This is a genomic window from Allorhizocola rhizosphaerae (assembly GCF_003426775.1).
GTDB classification, from domain to species: Bacteria; Actinomycetota; Actinomycetes; order Mycobacteriales; family Micromonosporaceae; genus Allorhizocola; species Allorhizocola rhizosphaerae.
This window is the reverse complement of record NZ_QJUG01000145.1, coordinates 1-21,636: the sequence shown is the minus strand read 5'-3', so window position 1 is coordinate 21,636 and position 21,636 is coordinate 1. Positions and strand designations below refer to the sequence as shown.

The following is a 21,636-nucleotide window of genomic DNA, read 5'->3' as shown; positions in this document are numbered from 1 at the left end:
GCGTCCGGGATCAAGGCCGTGCGTGACGCGTCGCCGACGTCCAAAGTGGAGATCCACGTAATCGTCGGTCCGAACCGGCTCGCCAAGACCATGGAGTTCTGGCAGCAGTTCCTCACCCGGGTGAAGGCGAAGGGCCAGAACCCCGACGTGCTGGCCATCTCGTACTACCCGGAGTGGCACGGCACACCTGAGGCGCTGGAGCTCAACCTGCACACGATCGCATCGACCTATCCCGACTACGAGGTCGACGTCGCCGAGACCTCCTATCCCGCCTCGGGCGGCGGCGGCTCGCCGATGCCGAACTCCCCGTTCCCGCGCACCGTTCAGGGCCAGGCGGACGCGATCCAGCGGGTTTTCCAGATCACCAACGATGTGGTCAACAACCGGGGCGTCGGCGTGCTGGTTTGGGAGCCGGCCGGGTTCCAGACGATGTTCCGGGCCGTCCCCGGGGTGGCGAACACGTGGGAGCCGCACGCGTCCATCAACGTGTACAACGCCAGCCGTGCCAAGCACATCCTTGAGGACACCGTCTACACCGCCACCGAAGTGGGTTGCGCCCCAGCGCTGCCCTCCTCCATCCGCATGCTCACCACCGCCAGCAATGGGGTCAGCGATGTCTCCGTCCAATGGCAGGCATTGCCACCCGGAGCGATTGACGCGCCGGGTGAGGTGGTTGTCACCGGCATGACGGACAGAGGCCCGGTCACCGCGGTCATCGATGTGGTACCGGGACGCGGGCAACACTGTGGACCGGACTCAATCATGTCGTAACCAGATCTCGCGGGACAGCATCCTGCCCTGCATCAAGGAAGACGGCCCTGCCGGAAAACCACCCGGAGGGCCGTCTTCCCCGCAGTCGTGTGGACACGGTCGCTACGTCAGGTCGCCACACAGCGTCACAATGATCATTTCGTCCTGCTCCTCGACGGTCACCTTGCCCCAGAGGTGATGCGCAAGCCACAGGCCGCGCCCTGTGGCGGAATCCGGTGGCGGCGGCCGGGTCGCGATAACCGGAACGGTCGAGAAGTCGCGCCGCCGGTTGACGACCTGACAGCACAGGTGATCAGCAGTCCGCCAGATACGCAGGCGCCCGGCTCCCGTGCCGTAACGCACCGCGTTGGTGGTCACCTCGTTGATGGCGGCGACGAACGCGTCGACGCGCTGAGCGGGCACGCCGAGTCGTGGCGCATAGGACACGACCGCCGCGCGCAAGTCTGCGAGGCGGGCCGCGTCGAAGGGCACCTCAAAGATCTCCGGGTCTGGCATCGGCATGGTGACAACATGATCGAGGATTGCGGCAGAGTACTGACTTGACATACCTCAGCCACTTACCCGGTAATCTCATGCGGAAACGTGCGGTTCAGCCCGAAGTGGTCCGATATTGGCACCGACGTGTTTCAGGGCTGCCGCGCAGGCGCGCCGGGTGCCCGGCCCGGCCGGGGTGGGCACCGCTATCGCTTGGGCAACATCGATTGACACTTGGTCGCCCTTCCGGCACCCTATCTGTTACACGTGGTCTTTAGGCACAGCAAGCCAAGCAATTTGCCGGCTCGACCGGCTCACCCTGATCTGCGGGCATGGGGAGGCCCCAACTGGTTGCGGGTGAGCCACAGCGCCACCAACCAGCGCTGCAGTGAGACGGACGCCGACGAATTGCGGACGTACAACATAAACGCGGGCGCCAGCCAAGGACGACGGCGCCGATCAACCCTGCACGGCAGCGGCAACAGAGGCGGACGTTCAACGCCAACGGCACCATGAGCAATGTCCAATCCGGTCAGTGCCTCGCGTCGCGGGGGTCGCACCGCGAACGACGCCGCTGTCATCGGGTACAGGTGCCACGGCGCCCCCACCCAGATCTGGACCCGCCAGCAATAAGGAGCTTCGATGATGTGGACCTCGAGGATGTCGGTTGTTGCGGCGGTGACGACGGCCCTGTCCGGCACCGCTGTCATGCTCGCTCCTCACTCATATGCGGCGACGACGCGGTACGAAGCGGAGTCGGCACCCGCCGAATGCAACGGAACCATCGCCTCGAACCACTCCGGCTACTCCGGCAGTGGCTTCTGCGACACGACCAACGCCGTGGGCAGTTGGGTACAGGTCGTCGTCAACGCACCTGCCCCCGGCGCAGCCACGCTGGGCATCCGGTATGCCAACGGAGGCACCGCGAGCCGGCCGGCGGACGTCAGCGTCAACGGGTCGGTGGTGCAGTCGGCGCTTGCGTTTGAGGCGACCGGCGCTTGGACTACCTGGGCGACCAAGAGTCTGACCATCCAACTCAACGCCGGTAGCAACACCGTGCGGCTGGCCGCAACGACCGCCGACGGACTCGGCAACACCGACTATCTCGATGTCACGACGCCCGATCCGCAGAGCCGGTACGAGGTCGAGTCCGCCCCGGCGGTGTGCAACGGGACGATCGATACGGCTCACTCCGGCTATTCCGGTACCGGCTTTTGCGACACGCCGAATGCGGTCGGAAGCTCGGTCGAGTTCACGGTGAATGCGGCGAGCGCGGGTGCGGCGACGTTGGGCATCCGGTATGCCAACGGAAGCACCGCGAGCCGGCCGGCGAACGTCAGCGTCAACGGGTCGGTGGTGCAGTCGGCGGTCGCGTTTGCGGCCACCGGCGCATGGAGCACCTGGGCGACCGAGACCGTGACTGCGCAACTCACCGCCGGCAGCAACACCGTGCGGCTGGCCGCAACGACCAGCGGCGGATTGGCCAACATCGACTACCTCGACGTCACGCCGGGCGGCGGGGGCAGCTCCATCATGCAGGGCGCTGACGTGTCGACCCTGCAGCGTGCCGCCGATCTGGGTACGAGGTTCTACTACGCCAACGGCACCCAGGGCGATCCGTTGGACATCCTCAAGAGCGTCGGGGTCAACTACGTGCGGTTGCGGATTTGGAACAACCCGCGCAGTGGCTACAACAACAAGGACAAGGTCCTGCAGTACGCGCGGACGGTCAAGGCCAAGGGTCTGAAGCTGATGGTGGACTTCCACTACTCCGACACCTGGGCCGACCCCGGTAAGCAGTACAAGCCGGCGGCGTGGGCCAGCCACGGCATCAGCCAGTTGCAGACCGACGTCTACAACTACACCCTGGATGTGTGCAACAGCCTCAAGGCTCAGGGCACCACTCCGGACAGTGTGCAGATCGGCAACGAGATCCATAACGGCATGCTGTGGGAAGACGGCCGGGTGTCGGGCGGCAACTACTACAACCTGGGGCTGCTGCTCAAGGCCGGCTACAACGCGACGAAGGCGTGCAACAGCAGTACTCAGGTGGCCATCCACACCGCCAACGTCGAGAGCGGCGCCCGCGGGTTCTACGACGGGATCCGTGCCCAAGGTGTGCAGTGGGACATCACCGGACTGTCGTACTACTGCATGTGGCACGGCAGCATGTCGAACATGGCCAGCGTCGTGTCGGACATGCGGTCCCGTTATGGCAAGCCGGTGATCATCGCCGAGACCGCGTATCCGTACACGACAGCAAATGCCGATAGCACGCGCAATATTGTGACCAGTGGATGTTCGGGCTATGCCATTTCGCAGTCCGGGCAGCAGGCGAACTTCGCCGCGGTGCAGAACACCGCCCGCAACGCCGGTGCTACCGGGATCTTCTACTGGGAACCCACCTGGTACGCGGTGCCCGGCAACGGCTGGGATCCGGCCGACATCAACAACTCCGGCAACGAGTGGGACAACATGGCCGCCTTCGACCAGAACGGCCGCATCAGCCCCAACATCCGTTGGCTGCCCTGAAACCGTAGTCATGGTGAGCTGCTAACCACGTAGGCGATCGTGCGGCCCGGCCCTCCTGTTGAGCCGGGCCGCACTGCCGTGCCAGCGGGTAGCCGGCCGGAGACAGGTCGCGCGGATCGAGCGTCGTCGACGGTAGCCTGGGCGTTCAACGGCGTAACGCGCTGTCCCGCATGTGGATGCGGGATGGACGCGGCCGGGAAGCAGCTATCTGTGGGGAGGCCTGTTGAAGTTCACTGACGGTTATTGGCATATGCGGGATGGCGTGCACCCGCTGTATCCGGCCGAGGTACACGACATCGTCGTCGAGCCCAGCGCGCTGACGGTGTATGCGCCGACCGCGCACATCGGGCGCCGTGGCGACACCATCAACCGCCCCATGCTGTCGGTCCGGGTCACTGCGCCGATGGCCGACGTCGTCGGGGTGCGGATCGCGCACTTCACCGGCGGTCCGGTGCGAGGGCCGCAGTTCGAGCTGACCGCCGGTGACGCGCCGGTGGTCGTCGACGCCGATGCGGCCACCTTCGCCTCGGGTGCGCTGTCGGTGCGGTTCGGACGCGGTGACCGGTGGCGAATGGACTTCCTCGCCGACGGCGAGGTGCTGACCGGAAGCGGCCGTAAGGCGATGGCGGCGATAACCACCGACGACGGGCACTACATCCGGGAGCAGCTCGGACTGGGCGTTGGCCAGACCGTGTACGGCTTGGGGGAGCGCTTCGGCCCGCTGGTGAAAAACGGCCAGCCGGTCGAGATTTGGAACGCCGACGGCGGCACGAGCAGCGAGCAGGCATACAAGAACGTGCCGTTCTACCTGACCACAGGCGGGTACGGCGTCTTCGTCAACCATCCCGGGCGGGTCTGTTTCGAGGTGGCCTCGGAGATGGTGTCCCGCGTGCAGTTCAGCGTGGCGGGGCAGGAGCTGGAGTACTTCGTCATCTACGGCCCGACGCCCAAGGAGATTCTGCGCAAGTACACGGCGCTGACCGGCCGCCCCGCGCTGCCGCCGCCGTGGTCGTTCGGTCTGTGGCTGACCACATCGTTCACCACGTCGTACGACGAGCAGACCGTGATGGGCTTCGTCGACGGCATGGCCGAGCGCGACCTACCGCTGTCGGTCTTCCACTTCGACACCTTCTGGATGCGCGAGTTCCACTGGTGTGACTTCGAGTGGGACCCGCGGACGTTCCCCGACCCGACCGGCATGCTCAAGCGGCTCAAGGAACGCGGACTGCGGGTCAGCGTCTGGATCAACCCGTACATCGCGCAGCGGTCGGCGTTGTTCGCCGAGGGCGCCGCGCACGGGTATCTGGTTCGCAGGCCGGACGGCGGTGTGTGGCAGACCGACAGTTGGCAGGCCGGCATGGGTCTGGTCGATTTCACCAACCCGCAAGCCTGTGCCTGGTACGCCGGCAAGTTGCGCGCCTTGCTGGAGATGGGCGTCGACTGTTTCAAGACAGACTTCGGCGAGCGCATCCCCACCGATGTCGTGTGGCACGACGGCTCTGACCCGCAGCGCATGCACAACTACTACACCCAGCTCTACAACAAGACGGTCTTCGAGCTGCTGCGGGAGCACCGCGGCGACGGCGAGGCCGTCCTGTACGCGCGCTCCGCCACCGCCGGCGGTCAGCAATTTCCCGTGCACTGGGGCGGCGACAGCGAGTCCACCTTTGAGTCGATGGCCGAAAGCCTGCGCGGCGGGCTGTCGCTGGCGATGTCGGGCTTCGGCTTCTGGAGCCACGACATCGGCGGTTTCGAAGGCCGCCCCGACCCGGCCGTGTTCAAGCGGTGGATCGCCTTTGGACTGCTGACCTCGCACAGCCGGCTACACGGCAACCACACCTACCGGGTGCCGTGGGAGTTCGACCAGGAGGCGGTCGACGTGCTGCGGGCATTCACCCGCCTCAAGGCACGGCTGATGCCGTACCTGTTCGGCGCGGCGGTGACCGCCCACCGCGAGGGCGTGCCGGTGATGCGGCCGATGGTGGCCGAGTTCCCCGACGACCCCACATGCGCGTACCTCGACCGGCAGTACATGCTGGGCGACAGCCTGCTGGTCGCGCCGGTTTTCTCGGCGTCCGGCCGCACGTCGTATTACGTGCCCGCCGGCCGGTGGACGCATCTGATGACCGGCGAGGTCGTCGAGGGACCGTGCTGGGTGAGCCAGACGTGCGGCTTCGACACCGTGCCGGTGTATGTGCGGCCAGGGACCGTGCTGCCATGGGGCGCCCGCGACGACCGGCCCGACTACGCCTACCACGACGGCGTAACCCTGCGCCTGTACGAGGTTTCGGCCCCGGTACGGGTCGCCGTACCGGCCCTGGACGGCACGGCGGCGGCCAGCTTCACCGTGACGCCAAAGGACGGCGCGATCCACGTGCACCGCGACGGCCCCGCCGTGCCCTGGCGCGTCGAGATCCCCGGCCAACCCACCGTCGAGGCCACCCATGATCAAGATGTCCTTGTCAGTCGAAAGCCGACCCGACCCCACGACTCCGTCGGCAAGAGCGGTGTCGGTTGACGGAAGCGATGGAGATCACTATCATTGATTTCCATTTAAGCGCTTTAAAATGGCGCTACCGGGCAGCGTCGCATCCCTGTTCGCCTCCTGCCCGAACAACGGAGAAAACATGATGAATCCAGTACGGCTGCTCGCCTGCGCCAGCCTGCTCGGCGCCAGCATCGTCGCGCTGTCCGCACAGGCCGCCCAGGCGGCCACAGTCCGCTACGAGGCTGAGACGTCTCCGGCCACCTGCTCCGGCACCATCGACAGCAACCACGCCGGGTTCTCCGGCAGTGGATTCTGCAACGGCACCAACGCGGTCGGCGCCGCGGCACAGTTCGCCGTGAGCGCCTCGGCCAGCGGCTCGGCGAGTGTCGCGGTCCGCTATGCCAACGGCACCACGGCAAACCGCCCGGCAAACCTGATCGTGAACGGCGCGACTCTCCAAACCCCTTCCTTCGGCAGCACGGGGACGTGGACGGCCTGGACAACGGCGACATTCACCTTCAACCTGCCATCGGGTAACAGCACGATCCAGTTCAGCCCGACCACCGCCGACGGGCTGCCCAATATCGACTTCATCGAGGTCACGACGGGCGGTGTGACGCAGCCCCCGACCGGCCTGGTCGGCTGGGCGACACAGGGCGGCGGGACCACCGGCGGCGGCAACGCCTCGCCGACCACGGTGTCCAGCCTGTCGGCGCTGACCTCGGCGTTGTCGTCGGGCAGCGCGGCCGTGATCCGCGTGTCCGGCACGATCTCGTGCTCGGGCATGCTGCGGGTGGCCTCCAACAAGACGGTGCTGGGCAACTCCGGTGCGACCATCGCCGGGTGCGGGTTCAACATCTCCAATGCGTCCAACGTGATCGTGCGGAACCTCACCTTCCGCGACTGGGACGATGACGCCATCAACGTCCAGTACTCCACGCGCGTCTGGATCGACCACAACTCGTTCACCAACGGCTACGACGGCGCGGTCGACGTCAAGCGGGCCTCAGACTTCGTCACCGTGTCGTGGAACCGCTTCTTCAACCACAGCAAGACCATGCTGCTGGGCCATTCCGACGACAACGGCGGCGAGGACCGGGGCCACCTGCGGGTCAGCTACCACCACAACTGGTTCGACGGCACCAACTCGCGCCACCCACGGGTGCGCTTCGGCAACCCGGTGCACGTGTTCAGCAACTACTACGGCAACGTCGGGGACTACGGCGTGGCCTCCACATTGGAGGCCGGTGTGCTCGTCGAGGGCAACTACTTCGAGAACACCGACTCGCCATGCGAGCGCGGCCAGGGCAGCTCGCCTGCCGGGAGTCTCGTGCAGCGCAACAATTTCTTCGTCTCGTCCGGCAGCTGCCAGAGCGGCGGCAGCGTGGCAAGCATCCCCTACCAATACAGCCTTGATCCGCCAAGCAATGTGAAGTCCATCGTGACCGGTGGTGCCGGCGCCGGGCGCATCAGCGTCTGACGGCCGGCAGCACTGCCCTGTGCCCGCCGGCAAGTCCGGCGGGCACAGCACCAGATCCAAACGGTCTATGCTTCCCGGCTGCCGCGCTCAGCGGCGGCCGAACTTTCGATCGGACGGCCTTGGACATCGTCTGCGGGTAGTGCGCCGTTACGCCCGTCTGCTGACCCACGTCCAATATCGCCCCGGTGGGCGGCACGGATCACCGTCATCAGCAGTACAGGCCGATGTCGGTCGGCTTCGGCGGGGAGATCCGGGCGTCCAGTGGCCGCTTGCCCTCGGTCTGCCAACCTTCCCGCACCCAGTACTCGAATCCGCCGATCATCTCCTTGACCTGTCGCCCCAACGCCGCAATCTTCATGGCCGCCTTGGTCGAGCCGTTGCACGCCGGGCCCCAGCAGTAGGTGACGATCAACTTGTCGGCGGGCAGGGTCTGCAGCCACTCGGCGGTGATGCCACCGGCCGGCACGTTGATCGCGCCGGGCAGGTGCGACCTGCTGTATGAGCCGGCTGCCCGCGTGTCAACCAGGATGAAGTCGACGTTGCCGTCCTTCATGGCGTAGGCGACGTCGGCCGGGTCGACCTCGTAGGACAACTTGCCGGCGAAGTGGGCGTAGGAGTCTGCCGGTGCCGCTGCGCGGATCTCTGTGATCGGTGATTTGGTCATGCAAACAGCGTTGCCGAACGGGACAGGTCGTGACATTGGCGCGAATGTCGCTGATCGCTAAGATTGCGCCATGCTGATCAAGAAGCCGCATCGGGTGGCGGTCCTGGCCTACGAGGGCATGGCGCCGTTCGAGTTCGGAGTGGTCGTGGAGGTCTTCGGGCTTCCCCGGCCCGAACTGAACACGCCATGGTGGTACTCGCTGGACGTCTGCGCCGAAGCACCCGGCAAGCCGATGCTGGCCGTCGGCGGCTTCCACCTCACCGCAACCCACGGCCTCGACGTGCTGGCCAAGGCCGACACGGTGATCGTTACGGGGGCCCCGGTGCACGGCGACCCGTCCCCGGCCCTGGTCACCGCGCTGCGAGCGGCCAAAGGCCGGATCGTTTCCATCTGTTCGGGCGCCTTCGCCCTCGCCGGGGCCGGCCTACTCGACGGGCGCCGGGTCACCACCCACTGGAGATACGCCAACCTGCTCGCCGAGCGTTATCCCCGGGTGAGCGTCGACCCGACCGTGCTTTACGTCGAAGACGGCAACGTGCTGACCGGCGCCGGCAGCGCCGCCGCCATCGATGTGTGCCTACACCTGGTCCGCAGCGATCACGGCGCCCGGGTCGCCAACACGGTCGCGCGTCGCATGGTGATCCCGCCACATCGCGAAGGCGGTCAAGCACAATTCATCGAATCCCCGGTGACTCCACCCGATATCACCGATCCGATCGCGGAGAGCATGGCCTGGGCGATGCAGCGCCTCGCCGAGCCATTGACCATCTCCGACCTCGCCCGGGTCGCCCACCTGGCACCACGCACATATCAGCGGCAGTTCACCGCCAGAGTCGGCATGCCACCGATCAAATGGCTCATCTCGCAACGGATCACGGCCAGCCTGCCGCTGCTGGAATCACGTGACGTGCCGGTGGAAAAGATCGCCGCCGCGGTCGGGTTCGAATCACCCGTCACCTACCGGCACCACTTCGCGAAGGCGATGCGCACCTCGCCGTCGAGCTACCGCCGTGCGTTCAACCCAAGAACCGGCAACCCGGCACCCGGGCTAATCACCGCCTGACCGAAGGTTGATCAGCGACTGCCCGATTCCGCGCGGGGTAGCGATACAACCGATCCCGTGGCCGGTGACCTCTGCACGCTAGGGAACACCGGAAACGGGAAGGGGCGGCACGGGTGCGGGCAGAGTGGGAGCCGGAGTACATCGAGTTCATCGCCGCCGCGATGCCGCGCCTGTACCGGCAGGCATACCTGCTGACCGGCGACAGGCATCATGCCGACGACGTCACGCAGCAGGCCTGCACGGATCTTTATGTGCATTGGCGGCGGGTCCGGGAGGCGAGGGATCCGGAAGCCTATAGCCGCACCGTGCTGGTCAAGGCGTTCCTCAACACCAAGCGCAGGGCATGGTCGTCGCGGGTCCAGCTCACCGGGGAGGTCCCACAGGTGGCGGCCGCCGAGCCGGAGTATGCCGAACACACCGAGTTGCGTGTGGCGCTCCAGCGGGTCCCGCCACGCCAGCGGGCCGTGCTGGTCCTGCGCTTTCTCTACGACCTGCCGGTAGCCGAGGTGGCCCAGATCCTCGGCTGCAGCGCGGGGAAGGTGAAAAGCCAGACCGCGCATGGTCTGACTACTCTGCGCCGCCTGCTGGGCGGCGAAGTGAAGCTGAGAGGAAGTCGATGATGGACGATGAGTTCGGGCGCGAGTTGCTGCGGCCCCTGCTGGCCGAGCCGACGCCACCGTCTGGTTTGGACGTCGGGGGCGTGGTGCGCAAGGGGCGCAGCCGGGTCCGCGCCAGGAGGCTGATGGGCACCGTTGGGGCGGCCACGGTCGTCCTCGCGGCGATACCGTTGGCGTTCAGTGTGGTGCAGGGGGCGCCGCAGGTCATACCCACCGAGACGGCTCAGGAGTTCGCGCAGGTGCCACCGCCCGCCCCGTCCCCTCCGGAGTCATGCGTTCCCGTGCGGCTGCCCGTTCCCGATTGGGCGGTGTCCAGCCAGGTACGCGATGGTGATCCCACGGGAAGGTACCTGGTGGGATGGGCCGCGACGGCGGAAGGTTTCAGAAGGCCTCTGCTGTGGGATCGCGGGACATTGATCGTCCTGGATACTACGAGCGATCTCAACCATATCGTTGTCAATTCCGCCGGGGTGGTCGCGGCCAGCGGCTTGACCTGGCAGGACGGCAAGCTGCGAAACGTCGCCTGGGTCTACCGCGACGGGGCGTTCACGCAGCTGCCACAGCCGGGCGCAGACAACGAGTTCATCGACGTCGCCGGCATCAACGAACGCGGCGACATCCTCGGTAGCGACAACACCCTCGACTGGAACGAGGACACGGGCGAGTACCACCCGCAGCAGCTTCCACTTGTCTGGCCGGCGGCGGCCCCTGGCACGTTCCGCCGGCCGGCGGCACCCTCGGGTCCGGGAATGGTCCGGGCCAACGGCATCGACGACGACGGCACCGTGGTCGGGGCCCGGATCGGCATTCCTCCCAGGCGTGGCGAAGTCCAGGAGACGTTCTCGTATGCGCTGGTCTGGAGCCCGGACGGTACCGTGCGGGAGGTGGCCGGTGACTCGCTCACGGCGGTTCGCGACGGCTGGGCGATCAGCAACCGCAAAGAGGGCGTCTTCCGGTGGAACCTTCGCACCGGCGCGGACAAACGGCTCCGGCTGCCGTTTGCCCTCAGCGTCAACGCCCACGGCTGGGTCGGCGGGCAGTGGCGCCAGGGCAAGACTGAGCTTCCGGCGGTCGACTTCGGTACCGGAAAGGTTTTGGAACTACCCTTGCCCGACGGCATGACGCCGGACACCGAAGACAGTCACGTCAGCACCATCAGCGACGATGGCCGGGTGATGGGTGGCGTCGTGTCCAGCGGCCCTGACACCCGGATGGCGGTGCAATGGTCGTGTAGCTAGCGCCGGCTGACCTATCGTCGGTCCCGGCGGCACGTGAAAGGCGGCGGTCCCACAAGCGCGGGGACCGTCGCCCTTGGCGCCCCGGTCCGGGGTTGGTGGACCACGGAGCCGCACCTGGCCCCTGATCGCAGCGGCGCGCCCATATCGTCGATGATCTCGCTAGTGTTCCGCACTGGTCAGATACGCCTGTCGGAATGAATTGAGTAGCCGAGTACTCAGGACTCAGGCAGGCACAGGGGACGATAGTGATCCCTATGAAAATTAGCGTTATCGCGCGGCGCGCGGGTGGGAACAGTCCCAGCATAGGGACCCTCGTGAAGGTGGCCTGTGCCGTGGCTGCCAGCGTTGTCGTCCTGGTCGTGACGACGGCTTGTGGGCTCAGCCGCGGTGCCCCGTCCGCATTTCGTGCGACATCGCAGGCACAGGCTTCGCCCTCTGCCGCGCCGGTCGTGCCCGACACCCTCGACATCGAGGTCAGGAGCCTTAGCAGCGGCGGAATGGGCGATGAGTGGGAGCTGAAGGCATGGGGCCAACCCGTTCCCCGCGCGGGCAACCAGGCGTCGTTCCCGTGGCGCGACCGGACCGTGGTCGTGATCCTCGAACGGGCCCTGTCGTGGAAAGTCGACTTTGGACAGAGCATTTCGGCATGCCAGCTGTCGCCGAAGGTGAAGACCGACGGTGAGCGGCTGGCGTGGCTGGAGGCGCCGCCGAAGAACCCGGTGGCCGCGTTGACGGTGGCGTGCTCAGGCTGACCCGCCGAGGGCCTTGCGCAGCTCGGCTCGCCCCGAGACGCCCAGTTTGGCGTAGACCGCGCCCAGGTGGTTGTCGATCGTGCGCACCGACAACACGAGCCTCTCGGCCACTTGGGCACTGGTCAGGCCGGTGGCCACGAGCCGGGCGATCTCCAGTTCGCGCGGGGTGAGCTCCGGTGCCGTGAGCGTGAACAGCGGCGGCGTGATCGCTGTCTCGCAACGGGCGGCCAGCAGCCTGGCGCGGCCGGCGCAGGCGCGTGCCGACGCCGAGCGGCCGGCCGCCTGGTAGACCTGCGCCGCCTGGGCGAACGCCTCGGCGGCGTGCAGCAGCCGGCCCATGCGTTCGAACCGGGCACCGACCCGTTCCAGGGCGACGCCGTCGGTCGTCGCGACCGCGTCGGCGTGAGCGGCCAAAAGCGGTGCCAGCTCACCCTGGTAGCTTTTCGCGAGCTGCGCCAGCCTGTCGCGCACGCGCTTCGCGCCGCCCAGGCGGACCGCGTCGTGCAGGGCGATCAGTTCTCGGCGCACGGCACCCTCCTGCTGGAAGAACTCCACCGCCTCGATGCACATCTCCAAGGCGCCTGTCACGTTTCCTGCGGCCGCCTGGATCCATGGGGCCGCAAGGCGTACCCCCAAAGGAATCTTCTGTCGGCGAAAGAGGAACAGGCGTTGCGCGCCCTCGCCCAGCGCCTCGGTGGCCCCGGCCACGTCACCCAGGTAGGCCAGCGCCCGGGCCAGCTCGCTCATGCCCGACATCGCCCGCGAACCGTGTGGGCGATAGGACTCCGCCTCCTTGAACAGCCGCACGGCGGTGGCGATCTGCCCACGCAGCATCGCCGCGATGCCCCGGTTGACCATGACGGTATTGGCGAACACCTCAGACTGGCCGACCTCCCGCGCGGCCCGCGCCACCACCGCGTCGAAGGCATCCATGTCGCCCAAAGACTGGCTGGCCTGGGTGATCACGGTGAGCATGTCGCCGGACAGTTGCGGATGGGTGTCGCGCCACAGCTCCCGATCGGCGAGCACCCGCTCGGCCAAGGCGATCGCGTCCAGCGGCCGTCCTAAGTAGAGCATGAGCCACGACTGTTCGGTGCGCGCCGAGTTGGCGAGCAGGGGGCTCGCCGGCGCGTTCAGGATCGACTCGCCGATCGCCGCCGCCTCCGCCCACCGTCCTTGGCTGGTGCCCACGATACGCATGCGCATCACGGCGATTTCCTGATTATTTGAGGGGTACCGAGACAGCAGCTCAAGAGCGTCGTCGGCTCTCCCTAATCCCCAGCACAGCGTGTGCGCTCGGGCGAGCAGCAGCTTGGTCATCGTGTCGTCGTCGTAGGCGTCATCCCAGACACCATCGAGTACCTGTTCGGCCTCGGCGAACCGGTCCGATTCGTTGAGCACCTGCGCGAGCAGGATCGCCGAGCCCACACCGCCTCCGGCGGCGACCGCGGCCCGGCCGAGCCGGCGCGCCAGTGGATAGTCATGCGCCGCCCACGCGAACCGGCAGCCGGTCGTGAGGACCTCGGGTTTGGCGGCCCCGGTCTCCAGCCGCCAGACCGCGATCCGCAGGGCGTCCTCACGCCGGCGCGCGCCGACCGACTCGATGCCGTCGGCGAGCGCCGTGAGCCTGCGCCGGGTGCCCAGCACGGTGGCGCGTGCCCGCGTCACCTCGCCGTAAAGCGGATGCGCCAGCCGGACCACATCACGCCGGCCATCCGGACCCACCACAATCAGCCCACGCGCCTCGGCGGCCTCGACAGCGGACGGACCGGCGAGCCGTTGCAGCAGCTCCAGGCCGATCGGCTCGCCCAGAGTCGTGAACTCAAGCACCTCACGTGTGCGCTCGTCGAGGACCCCGATACGTTCGTCAAGCAAGTCGGCAAGGCGCTCGCTGACCGGCAACGCACCGGTCAGGTGCCAGTAGGCGCCCGCACGCGACAACGTGCCCTGGCCCAGGGCCGACAGCACCAGCTCACGAAGAAACATGACGTTGCCACCGGATGCCTGCCAAAGGCGCTGTGCGGTGTTTTCGGCGACCGGGCCGTCAAGCGCCTCGGTGAGGATGCGGGCGACGTGCGGCAGATCGAATGGTTCCAGGTCGATCCGGGTCCCGGCATCATCTTTCCAAAGAGCGGCAACCGTGTCCGGGGCTGACTGTCCACTGCGGACGGTGACGAGCAGTCGCGCCCGGCCGGTGTGGGCCAGCAGATGCAGCACCGCGGCGGATCCCGAGTCCAGCAGGTGGGCGTCGTCCACCCCGATCAGGACGGGCTGCGCGGAGCCGGCCGCGACGATCGAGTCCGCCGCCCAGCGCAACGGGTTGCCGCCGTCGGGCGCCGAGCCGGACCGAAGCAGATGGGCGATGGCGCCGAAGGGTATGGCCGAGGCCGCGTTCGTCGCCTTGACCGTGGTGATGGGCAGGCCCCTGGTGTGCGACGAGCGCAGGAACTCGGCTGCGAGCCGTGACTTGCCCACGCCCGCCGGGCCGGCGATCACCACGTGCCGACCACGCCGAATCGCCGAACCTATGTGCTCGACAACCGTCTCCCGCCCGGTGAATGGCCATGCCCGCATGGCTTCACCTAACCGGCGATCGTCTTTGTTCTCAAGTGAAAGCGGTGACGGCCAGTGCCGTCACCGCTTCGGGTGAGCGTTTCGACCGATTAGACCCAGTAATGATCAATGGTGATGTCCCACCGGCCGGTGTTGTCGTTGGTCATGTTGTCGTTGATCCACATCTTCAGGTATGTGGCAGACCACGTGTTCGGGACCACGACGCAGTACACGTAGGTGCCGAACTGCAGGTTGGCCACGCCGGGGCCGAGCGATCCGACCAGTGAGAACTTCTTGAGTCCCGGTCCGGGCCAGGCCGGGTCGCCGAGAGGAGCGAAGTCGCCGGCTCGTCCGTCAGGGGTGTAGTTGTCCCACACCAACCCGGAAGTGTGGATCGTGCCACTGGCCCGGATCCGGAAGACGTCACCGGCCCAGAACCCGTCGGGCGCGGCCACGGTCACCGACGACATATTGTCGATGATCGAGTGGTTGTGCACCTGGTTCGGCGGCGCCGCGGCGTGGCACCGTTCGAAGGCGGTCGGCGGCTTGGCCGAGGCGGGCGTGGCGACGAACATCAGCACCGATGCCGCCGCGACCGCAGTCACCGTCAGCGCGCGCAGGGCACCGTGCAAGCTGGTACGCATTGGTTCTCCTCTCTGTTGGTACGCCATCGCGTACACCTGTTGATGTTCGGTGGCCGGCCGCATCGGGTCCTGAGTAGCCGACTACTCAACCGCCACCGCGGAGGGATCCGCCAAACGGAGATCAGCAATGCATGAGGCGCCGGCGCGGGGCTCTGTGGCGACGCACTGGCTTGCCGCGATCGAGTGTCGCGGGCGGACTCGCGGACCCGCGCCCAACGTGGGCCGGTGTCGTGAAACGCCGCCGTCGCGTTCTTGATCACGCGGTCGCGGCATGCTACTACCTTGGTTATGTCAATTAAGCGCGTCCTTCACGCGGTTCTCACGACCACCGCCGGCCTTGTCTTCCTCGCGCTCGGCGCCCACCCGGCTGCGGCTGCCACCGACCTGGTCGAGGACTGCTCCGACGACAACTACGTGCTGCGTGTCAAGGAAATCGCGGTCACCCCACCGTTTCCGGAGCCGGGCAAGCCGTTCCGCTGGGAGATCACGGGCAAACTGCGGGAGCCGATCGACCTGCACAGGTCGACCGCCGACGTGAAAGTGCGGCGCGGCGTGACCACGCTCGTCTCCGCGAAGGTCTCCCTGCACGACGCGCTCACCTACGGCGGCATGAACCCGCCCGACACCCTCGGCAAGGGCCGGGTCACGATGGCCGGCGAGGTCGAACTGCCGGACGAGGTCGCCCAGGGCGTCTATCGGTTGTCTCTGCGGGCATGGGACGAGGACAAGCAGAATCTGGCCTGCCTCAAGGCGCGCGTGGACATGCGGCGCCCTTAAGGATCCAATGGTCGACCGCCGCGCGGGTCTGTCTACGAAAGTCCCTTGCCGAGCCGCGGGCCTGGCCCGGGGCCGCATCGATCGGCCAGATCCCAGCTCGCCAGCCGATACTCATCCTGGTCTGGCCGGCGCTGTTGCTCGACGATACCGTGACCCCCGCCTCTATCGCGACGGCGTTGATGGTGTTGGCTTGCGTTGCACTGATCCAGTGCACCCGCAGCGCGCTAGGGCGCCCGCGGCCGCAAAGGCCTGACCATGGAGGAGGCGCATATGGAACGCGTTCAGGGAATCGGCGGGGTCTTCTTCACGGCGCGTGAGCCGGACCGGCTCAACCGTTGGTATGCCACGCATCTTGGGGTCGATCCCGCGCCCGAGTCCTACGATGTGTCGTCCTGGTGGCAGCGGCCCGGCCCCACGGTGTTCGCTGCCATGTCGGCCGAGTCCGAGCACTTCGGCGGGCCCGGCCATCAGTGGTCGATCAACTTCCGGGTGGCCGACCTCGACGCGATGGTGCGGCAACTACGCGAGGCTGGCATCGCCGTCGACGTCGACCCCGAGGTCTATCCCAACGGCCGGTTCGCCAGCCTTCGCGACCCGGAGGAGAACGTCGTTCAGCTATGGGAGCCGGCAGGGGCCGACCTGCGCGGACCGGCTTGAGCTCTGCCGGCAGAATTGCCGCGAACCGCTCGACCACGGCGTTGCGCGGACGAGACTGTCTACGCCACCGTGACTCTGCACGCGGATGACCGCGGCCGTCGGCCGATCTGCGAGCGGCCGAATGCGATTGGCGTGGGCACACCGGGCAGAGGAACCAACTGGCCACTGTCCATTTTCCACATTCGCATTTCTGAGTGCACTGCGAAGTCCCGATGGTAGAACAGTTGCCAAAACGCTACGGAGAACCGTTTGAGGCCAGCCGGTTCTGCGATGTCCAAAGTGGACGCTGGCATGGCGTGTGCCAACGAATAGTACCCGTCGCAAGCCGAGACTATTCCGTGTGAGTAGCCAGGGAGCGGGCAAATCGCGACGCGCCCACGCCGAGAGCCGCAGCTGATCCAGATCCAGGGTCGCAGTCAATGAGAAACCTCTTCGTACAGGTCGTATGCGGCGTTGCCCATGGCCAAGCGCTTCGTGGACCAGCCCGGCGTCACCGGCGGGCCAAGTCCTGAACCTCGAGACCGCCGAACTGTTCGTGCGCGACGGTGACGGCAACCAGGAGGACATCACCAACGACGCGACCGCGCCATGGTCGGCCATGCCGTGCTTCCGGTTCGAGTTCAGCGACAACCCCGGTGGGGAGCACCTCGCGCTCGCGAGCGTTCCGGCCGTCCTGCAGCGCCTGATCAACAACCTGCAGCAGCCGAAATCCGTCTGCTCCTGATGAGCGGCGCCTGCACCGCGATGGCACGCTGACCGCCGTCGTGGTGCAGGCGGCAACTACCAACACCACCATCTTCTGCGCGGGCGAGTCGCCCACCGGGCCTGCAGAACGGCTCACACGACCCGCAGTGCCGATTGGTCATAGATCTTTATCGATTCCGGACGATCCCGAACAGTTCCGAACATCGATGTGGATCCTCGCGTGCTGCGCATGGCACTAGCATCGAAGTTCCTAAGGAAGGCAGCAAATTCCGTTGCCACGGAAGGGGAATCGAATGATGCGCACACGTCTGGCCAAGGTGCTGTTGACCGCTTCGATGGTCATGGCTCCGGTCATCGGGGCAGCGGCTCCGGCCAATGCCATTCCGGCCTCCTGGCACAAGTCCACTCTCTACTCGACTCTCCTGTCCTGCCAGCAGCAGGGCAGGAAGGCGGTGGACAACGGCAACGCGCTGGACTGGCAGTGCCCGCGGGAAGGGAGCGGCTACCGGCTCTGGCTTTACTACTGATGAGCCTGTAGCCGCAAGGTAGGGCCGGGCATCCGGACTTTACCGGCGTCCGGCCTTCCTTGCCCATTGCCGAAGCGCTGCAGGCCTCTTCGGCCGAGGACGGGCTCACACCTCGGCGCCGGGGTGCGACAGCAGACGCCATCGCTGCGCTCGCGGCCTGATCATCCTTATCCCAGGCCGGGCTATCCTTATTGGACAGATGAACCAGGCCGGACCTGTCCTCATTGGACAGCTGAAGGGGCGGCGCAGTCCGCCCGTGGACCGGCCCGGTCCCTGGTGCCGCATGTTTGCGAGTTTGCCCAACTAGATGGCGATTTGAAGGGTAGCGTTGTTTCTCGGACGACCCTGGGTTGTCGCACGCCTTAATCACGCGAAGGGGGCGCGGGATGGCTATTACGGCAATGGGCCCGACTATGGCCGGTGGTACCCAGCCGATTGTAAAGGACGGCTACAGCCTGCTCTACCTGCCCGACGTCAACAACTGGGAGTTGCAGCGATCGGGCCAGTCGCCGGTGTTCTACTACGTGCCGAACCAGGTGCGGATGGCCCGCAAGGAAGGGCCCGACAGGGGTGATTTCCTGTTCAACCTCATTCGCTTCGCCGGTGCGCAAAGCAATGAGGGCACCATCGGCGCGGCTGAGGATCGTGAGGTCGCCGGTGGCCTGCTGACCTTCACCGTCACGGGGGCCGCGCCCGAACACGTGCTGAGACAGTCGCAGCAGCAGATTATCCAGCAGTGGCAGAACTCGCAGGACTTCTTCTGGGGAATCCGAGGGTCCGCGCCGCCGGTGTTCCGGCCGGCCATCATCACCGCCAACACGACGACGATCTCCAACGTGTCACCGACGCCGCGCGGTCTGCCGATGGTCCGTACGGGTAGCCGCGGCCAGGGCGCGATAGTGGCGCGTGGCATGCCCATGCGGGAGCTTGAGCCGATCGTGCGCAGCAGCGAGGCGGCCCGCGACTCGAACATGGAGCCGTGGTACTGGCATATGCAAGGGGAAGGGAGCGGGTCCATCGACCCGACCGGCACCCACGCCTTCTCGGCCCTGGTCGGGGCCTACCCGGCGGCCATCCTGTGGGAGGCGTTCCACGGCACGGCGAGCCCGGTCATCGTCATCCAATCCATGAAGCTCAAGGTGTGGTCGCCGGTCGTCGAGCTGTCGCTGCACGGGGAATGGCAGAAGATCTTCGAGCACTTCTCGGCCGCGGCGAAGGGCCGTTATCTGTGGGCGTCGGTGGACATCAAGGCCGAGATGAACCGGATGCGCATCACGGGCGACCTGACGGTCGACGTCAAGGTGGATAAGACGATTCCTGGCGGCGAGGAGATGGCCAAGAACATCGATCAGCGTTCGGATCTGGTCTTCGAGAAGTTCATGGAGCTGGCCAAGCAGGTCATCTTCGAGCCGAAGCCGCCGACGGTGGAGCCGGCGCAGGCCTCCTCGGGAGGTGGGCTGTTCAGCGCGTGGGGTGCGGGAGTCGCACTGAAATACCGCCGGGATGACACGAGCCTCAAGCTCGACTACAGCGAGAAGCGGCAGATGGCCTATCTGCAGGAGCACACCATCTCCAGCTCGCTGTCGGGGATGTACGACGAGATGAAGCGCGACCCCGACGCGGGCCGCAAGTACTTCCTGAGCGTGTATCTGGACGATTGGCCGCGCAAGCTGGCGCGGGTGTGCCGCCCGGTCGCCGCGTGGGCCGACAAGACCGTGGAGTTCCTATCGGTACAGGTCGGCTACCCCAACACATCGGGCGCGCTGATGTGGGACGGGCACCTGTTCGGGCCGCCGCCCGCCGGTGGGGACACCGAGTCGTGGAAGTATCAGGTGGCGCAGAAACCCGCCTCCGATGTGAGCAATCCGCCCGAAGGCTGGAAGCCGGATCTGACGTTCATCAAGCGCAAGGTGCACCTGGCCGAGCCGCCGAACGAGACCGAAAACCCCTACGTGCGCATCCAAATCGACCGCAACGTGGTCGAGCTTGACCCCGAGCCGAACGGGACCCCGCTCAACGACACAACCGTCGAGGTGCGTGCCGACTCGGCCGGCCGCCTGGCGGTGGGGCCGATCCAGCTGGGCGTCGTGCTCACCGACGACACGCAGGTGGTCGAGGTGGTCCTGGAGCCCACCGACGAACAGGGCCGGTCGCTGGAGCGGCCGCAGGTCCGGTTCCGGTGGACGTTCGAGGATTACCAGACGGACCGGATGTGGATGATCTATACGGGAGACCCCGAATTCCGGCCCTTCTACCGGTACAAAGTCATTGTCACAGTCAAAGGGACGCTGTTCGAACCCGGCCGTACGTGGGAGGGCGACTGGGTCGCGGGCAGTGGCAACGGCGCACTCTTGATTGCCGTGCCGCGCCCGGGTGACCGCAACGTGCGGGCGCGCTACATCAGCGCCGCGGCCGAGGAAGCCGCACCCGCCAGGGCTGCGGTCAGGGAGCCTGCCGCGGTCGGCGCGCGCGACAGCGAGCAGTGGACGACACTTTCCGGCTGGCCCATCGAGGTCACGTCCGTTACGCCGTGACGCAATCCGGCTCGGAAGAAAGGCGACGACGTCATGGCTGGCGTTCGCACCGTGTCCGCACCGCTGGTGGGACCGTGGACCACTATCGATGGCTCCGAAGGCGTGGCGCCGGTGCGGTTGCTGGCCGTCGCGGGTGCCGGGGCGAGCGGTGGGCGGCACGTGACATTGGCGCACCCGCGGATTCGACGGCTGCCCGGGGACGAGCGCGTCTTGTCGATCACGTTTGTGCTGTCGCGGGCGCCGGACCCGCACGAGCCGCTGGCCGGGCTCGTGCAGGAGGCCGTGCTGGGTCTTGAGGCCGAGGTGACACCGCCACCCGAGCTCTGCGAGCGGCTGACGGCGAAGACCGGTGTGGAGCATGTTCCGTTGTTCGTCAGGCGCACCTCATTGCGGCTGACGAACAGTGAGACCGGGCGGGTGTTGGCCGAAACCACGGTCGACACCCAGCTTCCCGCGCTCAGCGCCACATTGGACAGAACCGAAGCGCTTGCCCTGCTTGACGCGGTGGCCGGCCGGCCAGGGCCGCTGTCGCTCGAACTCGAGGCCGGCTATCGCGCGGCCGACGAGGAACCGGGCGAGCTGCGGCTCGAGTTCGACCTGGGCACGGTGTGGAATGCGTTGTCGGCCTTGGTGTCCGGCGATGACGTGTGGCTGTCCGGCGACGACCTGTCCGGCGTGCTGGCGCAGCTGATCCGCGACGGATCGGTGCTCGTCAGCCCGATGGCCGTGCCCGTGCCGGACGTGGTGGCCGAGCTGATGGGCGACTTCGAGCGCGCGCTGCGGCCGATCCTGCACAGCACCAGGGCCGGCTACGAGCTCACCGAACGGCCGCCCGACGGCACGCTGATCTCCTTGACGCATCGATACCAGAACTCCGGCGGGCTCGCGACCGTCCGTCTGCCCGCGCCGATGCACGAGGTGCTGCGGGAGGCACTCGCCGGCACCGACCCGGACCGCTATGTCAAGCCCGTGACCGTCGGCACCGGCGGGCTCGGCACCGTGCCGGTGCCCAAACTGGTGCACAGCAAGTCGCGGCCGGCGCCGCCCGCGATGGTGCTCGCCGACGGCAGGGTCACGACCGCGTGGAACGCGGCACGCCCGGCCGGTGCGACGCTGCCCGCGGCCCACGCGGTGCTCGCCGCGAGCCGGCCGGACCTGCT

General features: G+C 67.0%; 18 protein-coding genes. 14 read left to right on the top strand and 4 right to left on the bottom strand.

Features of this window, described 5'->3' with window-relative positions; genetic code table 11:
* On the top strand, positions 1–771 hold a 771-nt coding region (locus DM816_RS27185; protein WP_170318877.1), incomplete at its 5' end, for a glycosyl hydrolase 53 family protein.
* A gap of 102 nt (positions 772–873) precedes the next feature.
* Here the strand turns inward: DM816_RS27185 and DM816_RS27180 are convergent.
* Complete coding sequence (locus DM816_RS27180) at positions 874–1,272, bottom strand: ATP-binding protein (RefSeq protein ID WP_162907892.1); 399 nt, start codon at positions 1,270–1,272, stop codon at positions 874–876.
* Between the two features lie 615 nt (positions 1,273–1,887).
* On the opposite strand from DM816_RS27180, the gene DM816_RS45540 reads away from it, so the two are divergent.
* From DM816_RS45540 to DM816_RS27165, 3 genes are all read left to right on the top strand, one after another.
* Positions 1,888–3,777 carry a glycosyl hydrolase 53 family protein gene (locus tag DM816_RS45540; RefSeq protein ID WP_117213236.1) on the top strand — a complete coding sequence of 630 codons (1,890 nt, stop codon included), beginning with the start codon at positions 1,888–1,890 and terminating at the stop codon, positions 3,775–3,777.
* 223 nt (positions 3,778–4,000) lie between these two features.
* Positions 4,001–6,295 carry an alpha-xylosidase gene (gene yicI, locus DM816_RS27170; RefSeq protein ID WP_117213239.1) on the top strand — a complete coding sequence of 765 codons (2,295 nt, stop codon included), beginning with the start codon at positions 4,001–4,003 and terminating at the stop codon, positions 6,293–6,295.
* Between the two features lie 109 nt (positions 6,296–6,404).
* Positions 6,405–7,745, top strand: coding sequence for a pectate lyase family protein (locus DM816_RS27165; RefSeq protein WP_246002274.1), 1,341 nt, complete (start codon positions 6,405–6,407; stop codon positions 7,743–7,745).
* A 208-nt stretch (positions 7,746–7,953) separates the two neighbouring features.
* Here DM816_RS27165 and DM816_RS27160 read toward each other — a convergent pair whose 3' ends face one another.
* Positions 7,954–8,409, bottom strand: a complete 456-nt coding sequence (locus tag DM816_RS27160) for a rhodanese-like domain-containing protein (protein WP_117213235.1) — start codon at positions 8,407–8,409, stop codon at positions 7,954–7,956.
* Positions 8,410–8,479: 70 nt separating this feature from the next.
* Here DM816_RS27160 and DM816_RS27155 point away from each other — a divergent pair, with 70 nt between their 5' ends.
* The 4 genes from DM816_RS27155 to DM816_RS42940 all read left to right on the top strand — a co-directional run bounded on the left by DM816_RS27155 (position 8,480) and on the right by DM816_RS42940 (position 12,079).
* Positions 8,480–9,472, top strand: a complete 993-nt coding sequence (locus DM816_RS27155; RefSeq protein ID WP_117213234.1) for a helix-turn-helix domain-containing protein — start codon at positions 8,480–8,482, stop codon at positions 9,470–9,472.
* 113 nt (positions 9,473–9,585) lie between these two features.
* Positions 9,586–10,092, top strand: a complete 507-nt coding sequence (locus DM816_RS27150; protein WP_117213233.1) for a SigE family RNA polymerase sigma factor — start codon at positions 9,586–9,588, stop codon at positions 10,090–10,092.
* Entirely contained in the window at positions 10,089–11,327 is a 1,239-nt protein-coding gene (locus DM816_RS27145; protein ID WP_211588873.1) for a hypothetical protein, read from the top strand. The genes DM816_RS27150 and DM816_RS27145 overlap by 4 nt, the downstream gene beginning before the upstream one ends.
* Before the next feature lie 332 nt (positions 11,328–11,659).
* Positions 11,660–12,079: a hypothetical protein gene (locus DM816_RS42940; RefSeq protein WP_162907891.1), complete on the top strand. Its 420-nt coding sequence runs from the start codon at positions 11,660–11,662 to the stop codon at positions 12,077–12,079.
* Here the strand turns inward: DM816_RS42940 and DM816_RS27135 are convergent.
* Positions 12,071–14,653 (bottom strand): LuxR C-terminal-related transcriptional regulator, encoded by a 2,583-nt coding sequence (locus DM816_RS27135; RefSeq protein WP_117213230.1) that lies wholly within the window; start codon positions 14,651–14,653, stop codon positions 12,071–12,073. The two genes, DM816_RS42940 and DM816_RS27135, sit on opposite strands and share 9 nt — an antisense overlap.
* Positions 14,654–14,742: 89 nt before the next feature.
* A complete protein-coding gene (locus DM816_RS27130) occupies positions 14,743–15,276 on the bottom strand; it encodes a hypothetical protein (protein WP_117213229.1) in 534 nt (177 codons plus the stop codon).
* A gap of 288 nt (positions 15,277–15,564) precedes the next feature.
* Here DM816_RS27130 and DM816_RS27125 point away from each other — a divergent pair, with 288 nt between their 5' ends.
* The 6 genes from DM816_RS27125 to DM816_RS27100 all read left to right on the top strand — a co-directional run.
* Positions 15,565–16,053, top strand: a complete 489-nt coding sequence (locus tag DM816_RS27125) for an ML domain-containing protein (protein ID WP_117213228.1) — start codon at positions 15,565–15,567, stop codon at positions 16,051–16,053.
* 270 nt (positions 16,054–16,323) lie between these two features.
* Complete coding sequence (locus tag DM816_RS27120; protein ID WP_117213227.1) at positions 16,324–16,710, top strand: VOC family protein; 387 nt, start codon at positions 16,324–16,326, stop codon at positions 16,708–16,710.
* Positions 16,711–17,155: 445 nt separating this feature from the next.
* Complete coding sequence (locus DM816_RS27115; protein ID WP_117213226.1) at positions 17,156–17,434, top strand: hypothetical protein; 279 nt, start codon at positions 17,156–17,158, stop codon at positions 17,432–17,434.
* A 274-nt stretch (positions 17,435–17,708) separates the two neighbouring features.
* Positions 17,709–17,942 (top strand): hypothetical protein, encoded by a 234-nt coding sequence (locus DM816_RS27110; RefSeq protein ID WP_162907890.1) that lies wholly within the window; start codon positions 17,709–17,711, stop codon positions 17,940–17,942.
* A gap of 386 nt (positions 17,943–18,328) precedes the next feature.
* A complete protein-coding gene (locus DM816_RS27105) occupies positions 18,329–20,476 on the top strand; it encodes a hypothetical protein (protein WP_162907889.1) in 2,148 nt (715 codons plus the stop codon).
* 33 nt (positions 20,477–20,509) lie between these two features.
* Positions 20,510–21,636: hypothetical protein (locus tag DM816_RS27100; RefSeq protein ID WP_162907888.1), on the top strand; the 1,127-nt coding region annotated here is incomplete at its 3' end.

Excerpts from the sequence above, each read along its gene's own strand:
- DM816_RS27160 (WP_117213235.1), bottom strand. The coding sequence starts at position 8,409 with ATGACCAAATCACCGATCACAGAGATCCGCGCAGCGGCACCGGCAGAC.
- DM816_RS27165 (WP_246002274.1), top strand. The coding sequence starts at position 6,405 with ATGATGAATCCAGTACGGCTGCTCGCCTGCGCCAGCCTGCTCGGCGCC.
- DM816_RS27180 (WP_162907892.1), bottom strand. The coding sequence starts at position 1,272 with ATGCCGATGCCAGACCCGGAGATCTTTGAGGTGCCCTTCGACGCGGCC.
- DM816_RS27105 (WP_162907889.1), top strand. The coding sequence starts at position 18,329 with ATGGCTATTACGGCAATGGGCCCGACTATGGCCGGTGGTACCCAGCCG.
- DM816_RS27110 (WP_162907890.1), top strand. The coding sequence starts at position 17,709 with ATGATGCGCACACGTCTGGCCAAGGTGCTGTTGACCGCTTCGATGGTC.
- DM816_RS27155 (WP_117213234.1), top strand. The coding sequence starts at position 8,480 with ATGCTGATCAAGAAGCCGCATCGGGTGGCGGTCCTGGCCTACGAGGGC.
- DM816_RS27125 (WP_117213228.1), top strand. The coding sequence starts at position 15,565 with ATGTCAATTAAGCGCGTCCTTCACGCGGTTCTCACGACCACCGCCGGC.
- DM816_RS45540 (WP_117213236.1), top strand. The coding sequence starts at position 1,888 with ATGATGTGGACCTCGAGGATGTCGGTTGTTGCGGCGGTGACGACGGCC.
- DM816_RS27120 (WP_117213227.1), top strand. The coding sequence starts at position 16,324 with ATGGAACGCGTTCAGGGAATCGGCGGGGTCTTCTTCACGGCGCGTGAG.
- DM816_RS27135 (WP_117213230.1), bottom strand. The coding sequence starts at position 14,653 with ATGCGGGCATGGCCATTCACCGGGCGGGAGACGGTTGTCGAGCACATA.
- DM816_RS27145 (WP_211588873.1), top strand. The coding sequence starts at position 10,089 with ATGATGGACGATGAGTTCGGGCGCGAGTTGCTGCGGCCCCTGCTGGCC.
- DM816_RS27115 (WP_117213226.1), top strand. The coding sequence starts at position 17,156 with ATGCGGCGTTGCCCATGGCCAAGCGCTTCGTGGACCAGCCCGGCGTCA.
- DM816_RS27130 (WP_117213229.1), bottom strand. The coding sequence starts at position 15,276 with ATGCGTACCAGCTTGCACGGTGCCCTGCGCGCGCTGACGGTGACTGCG.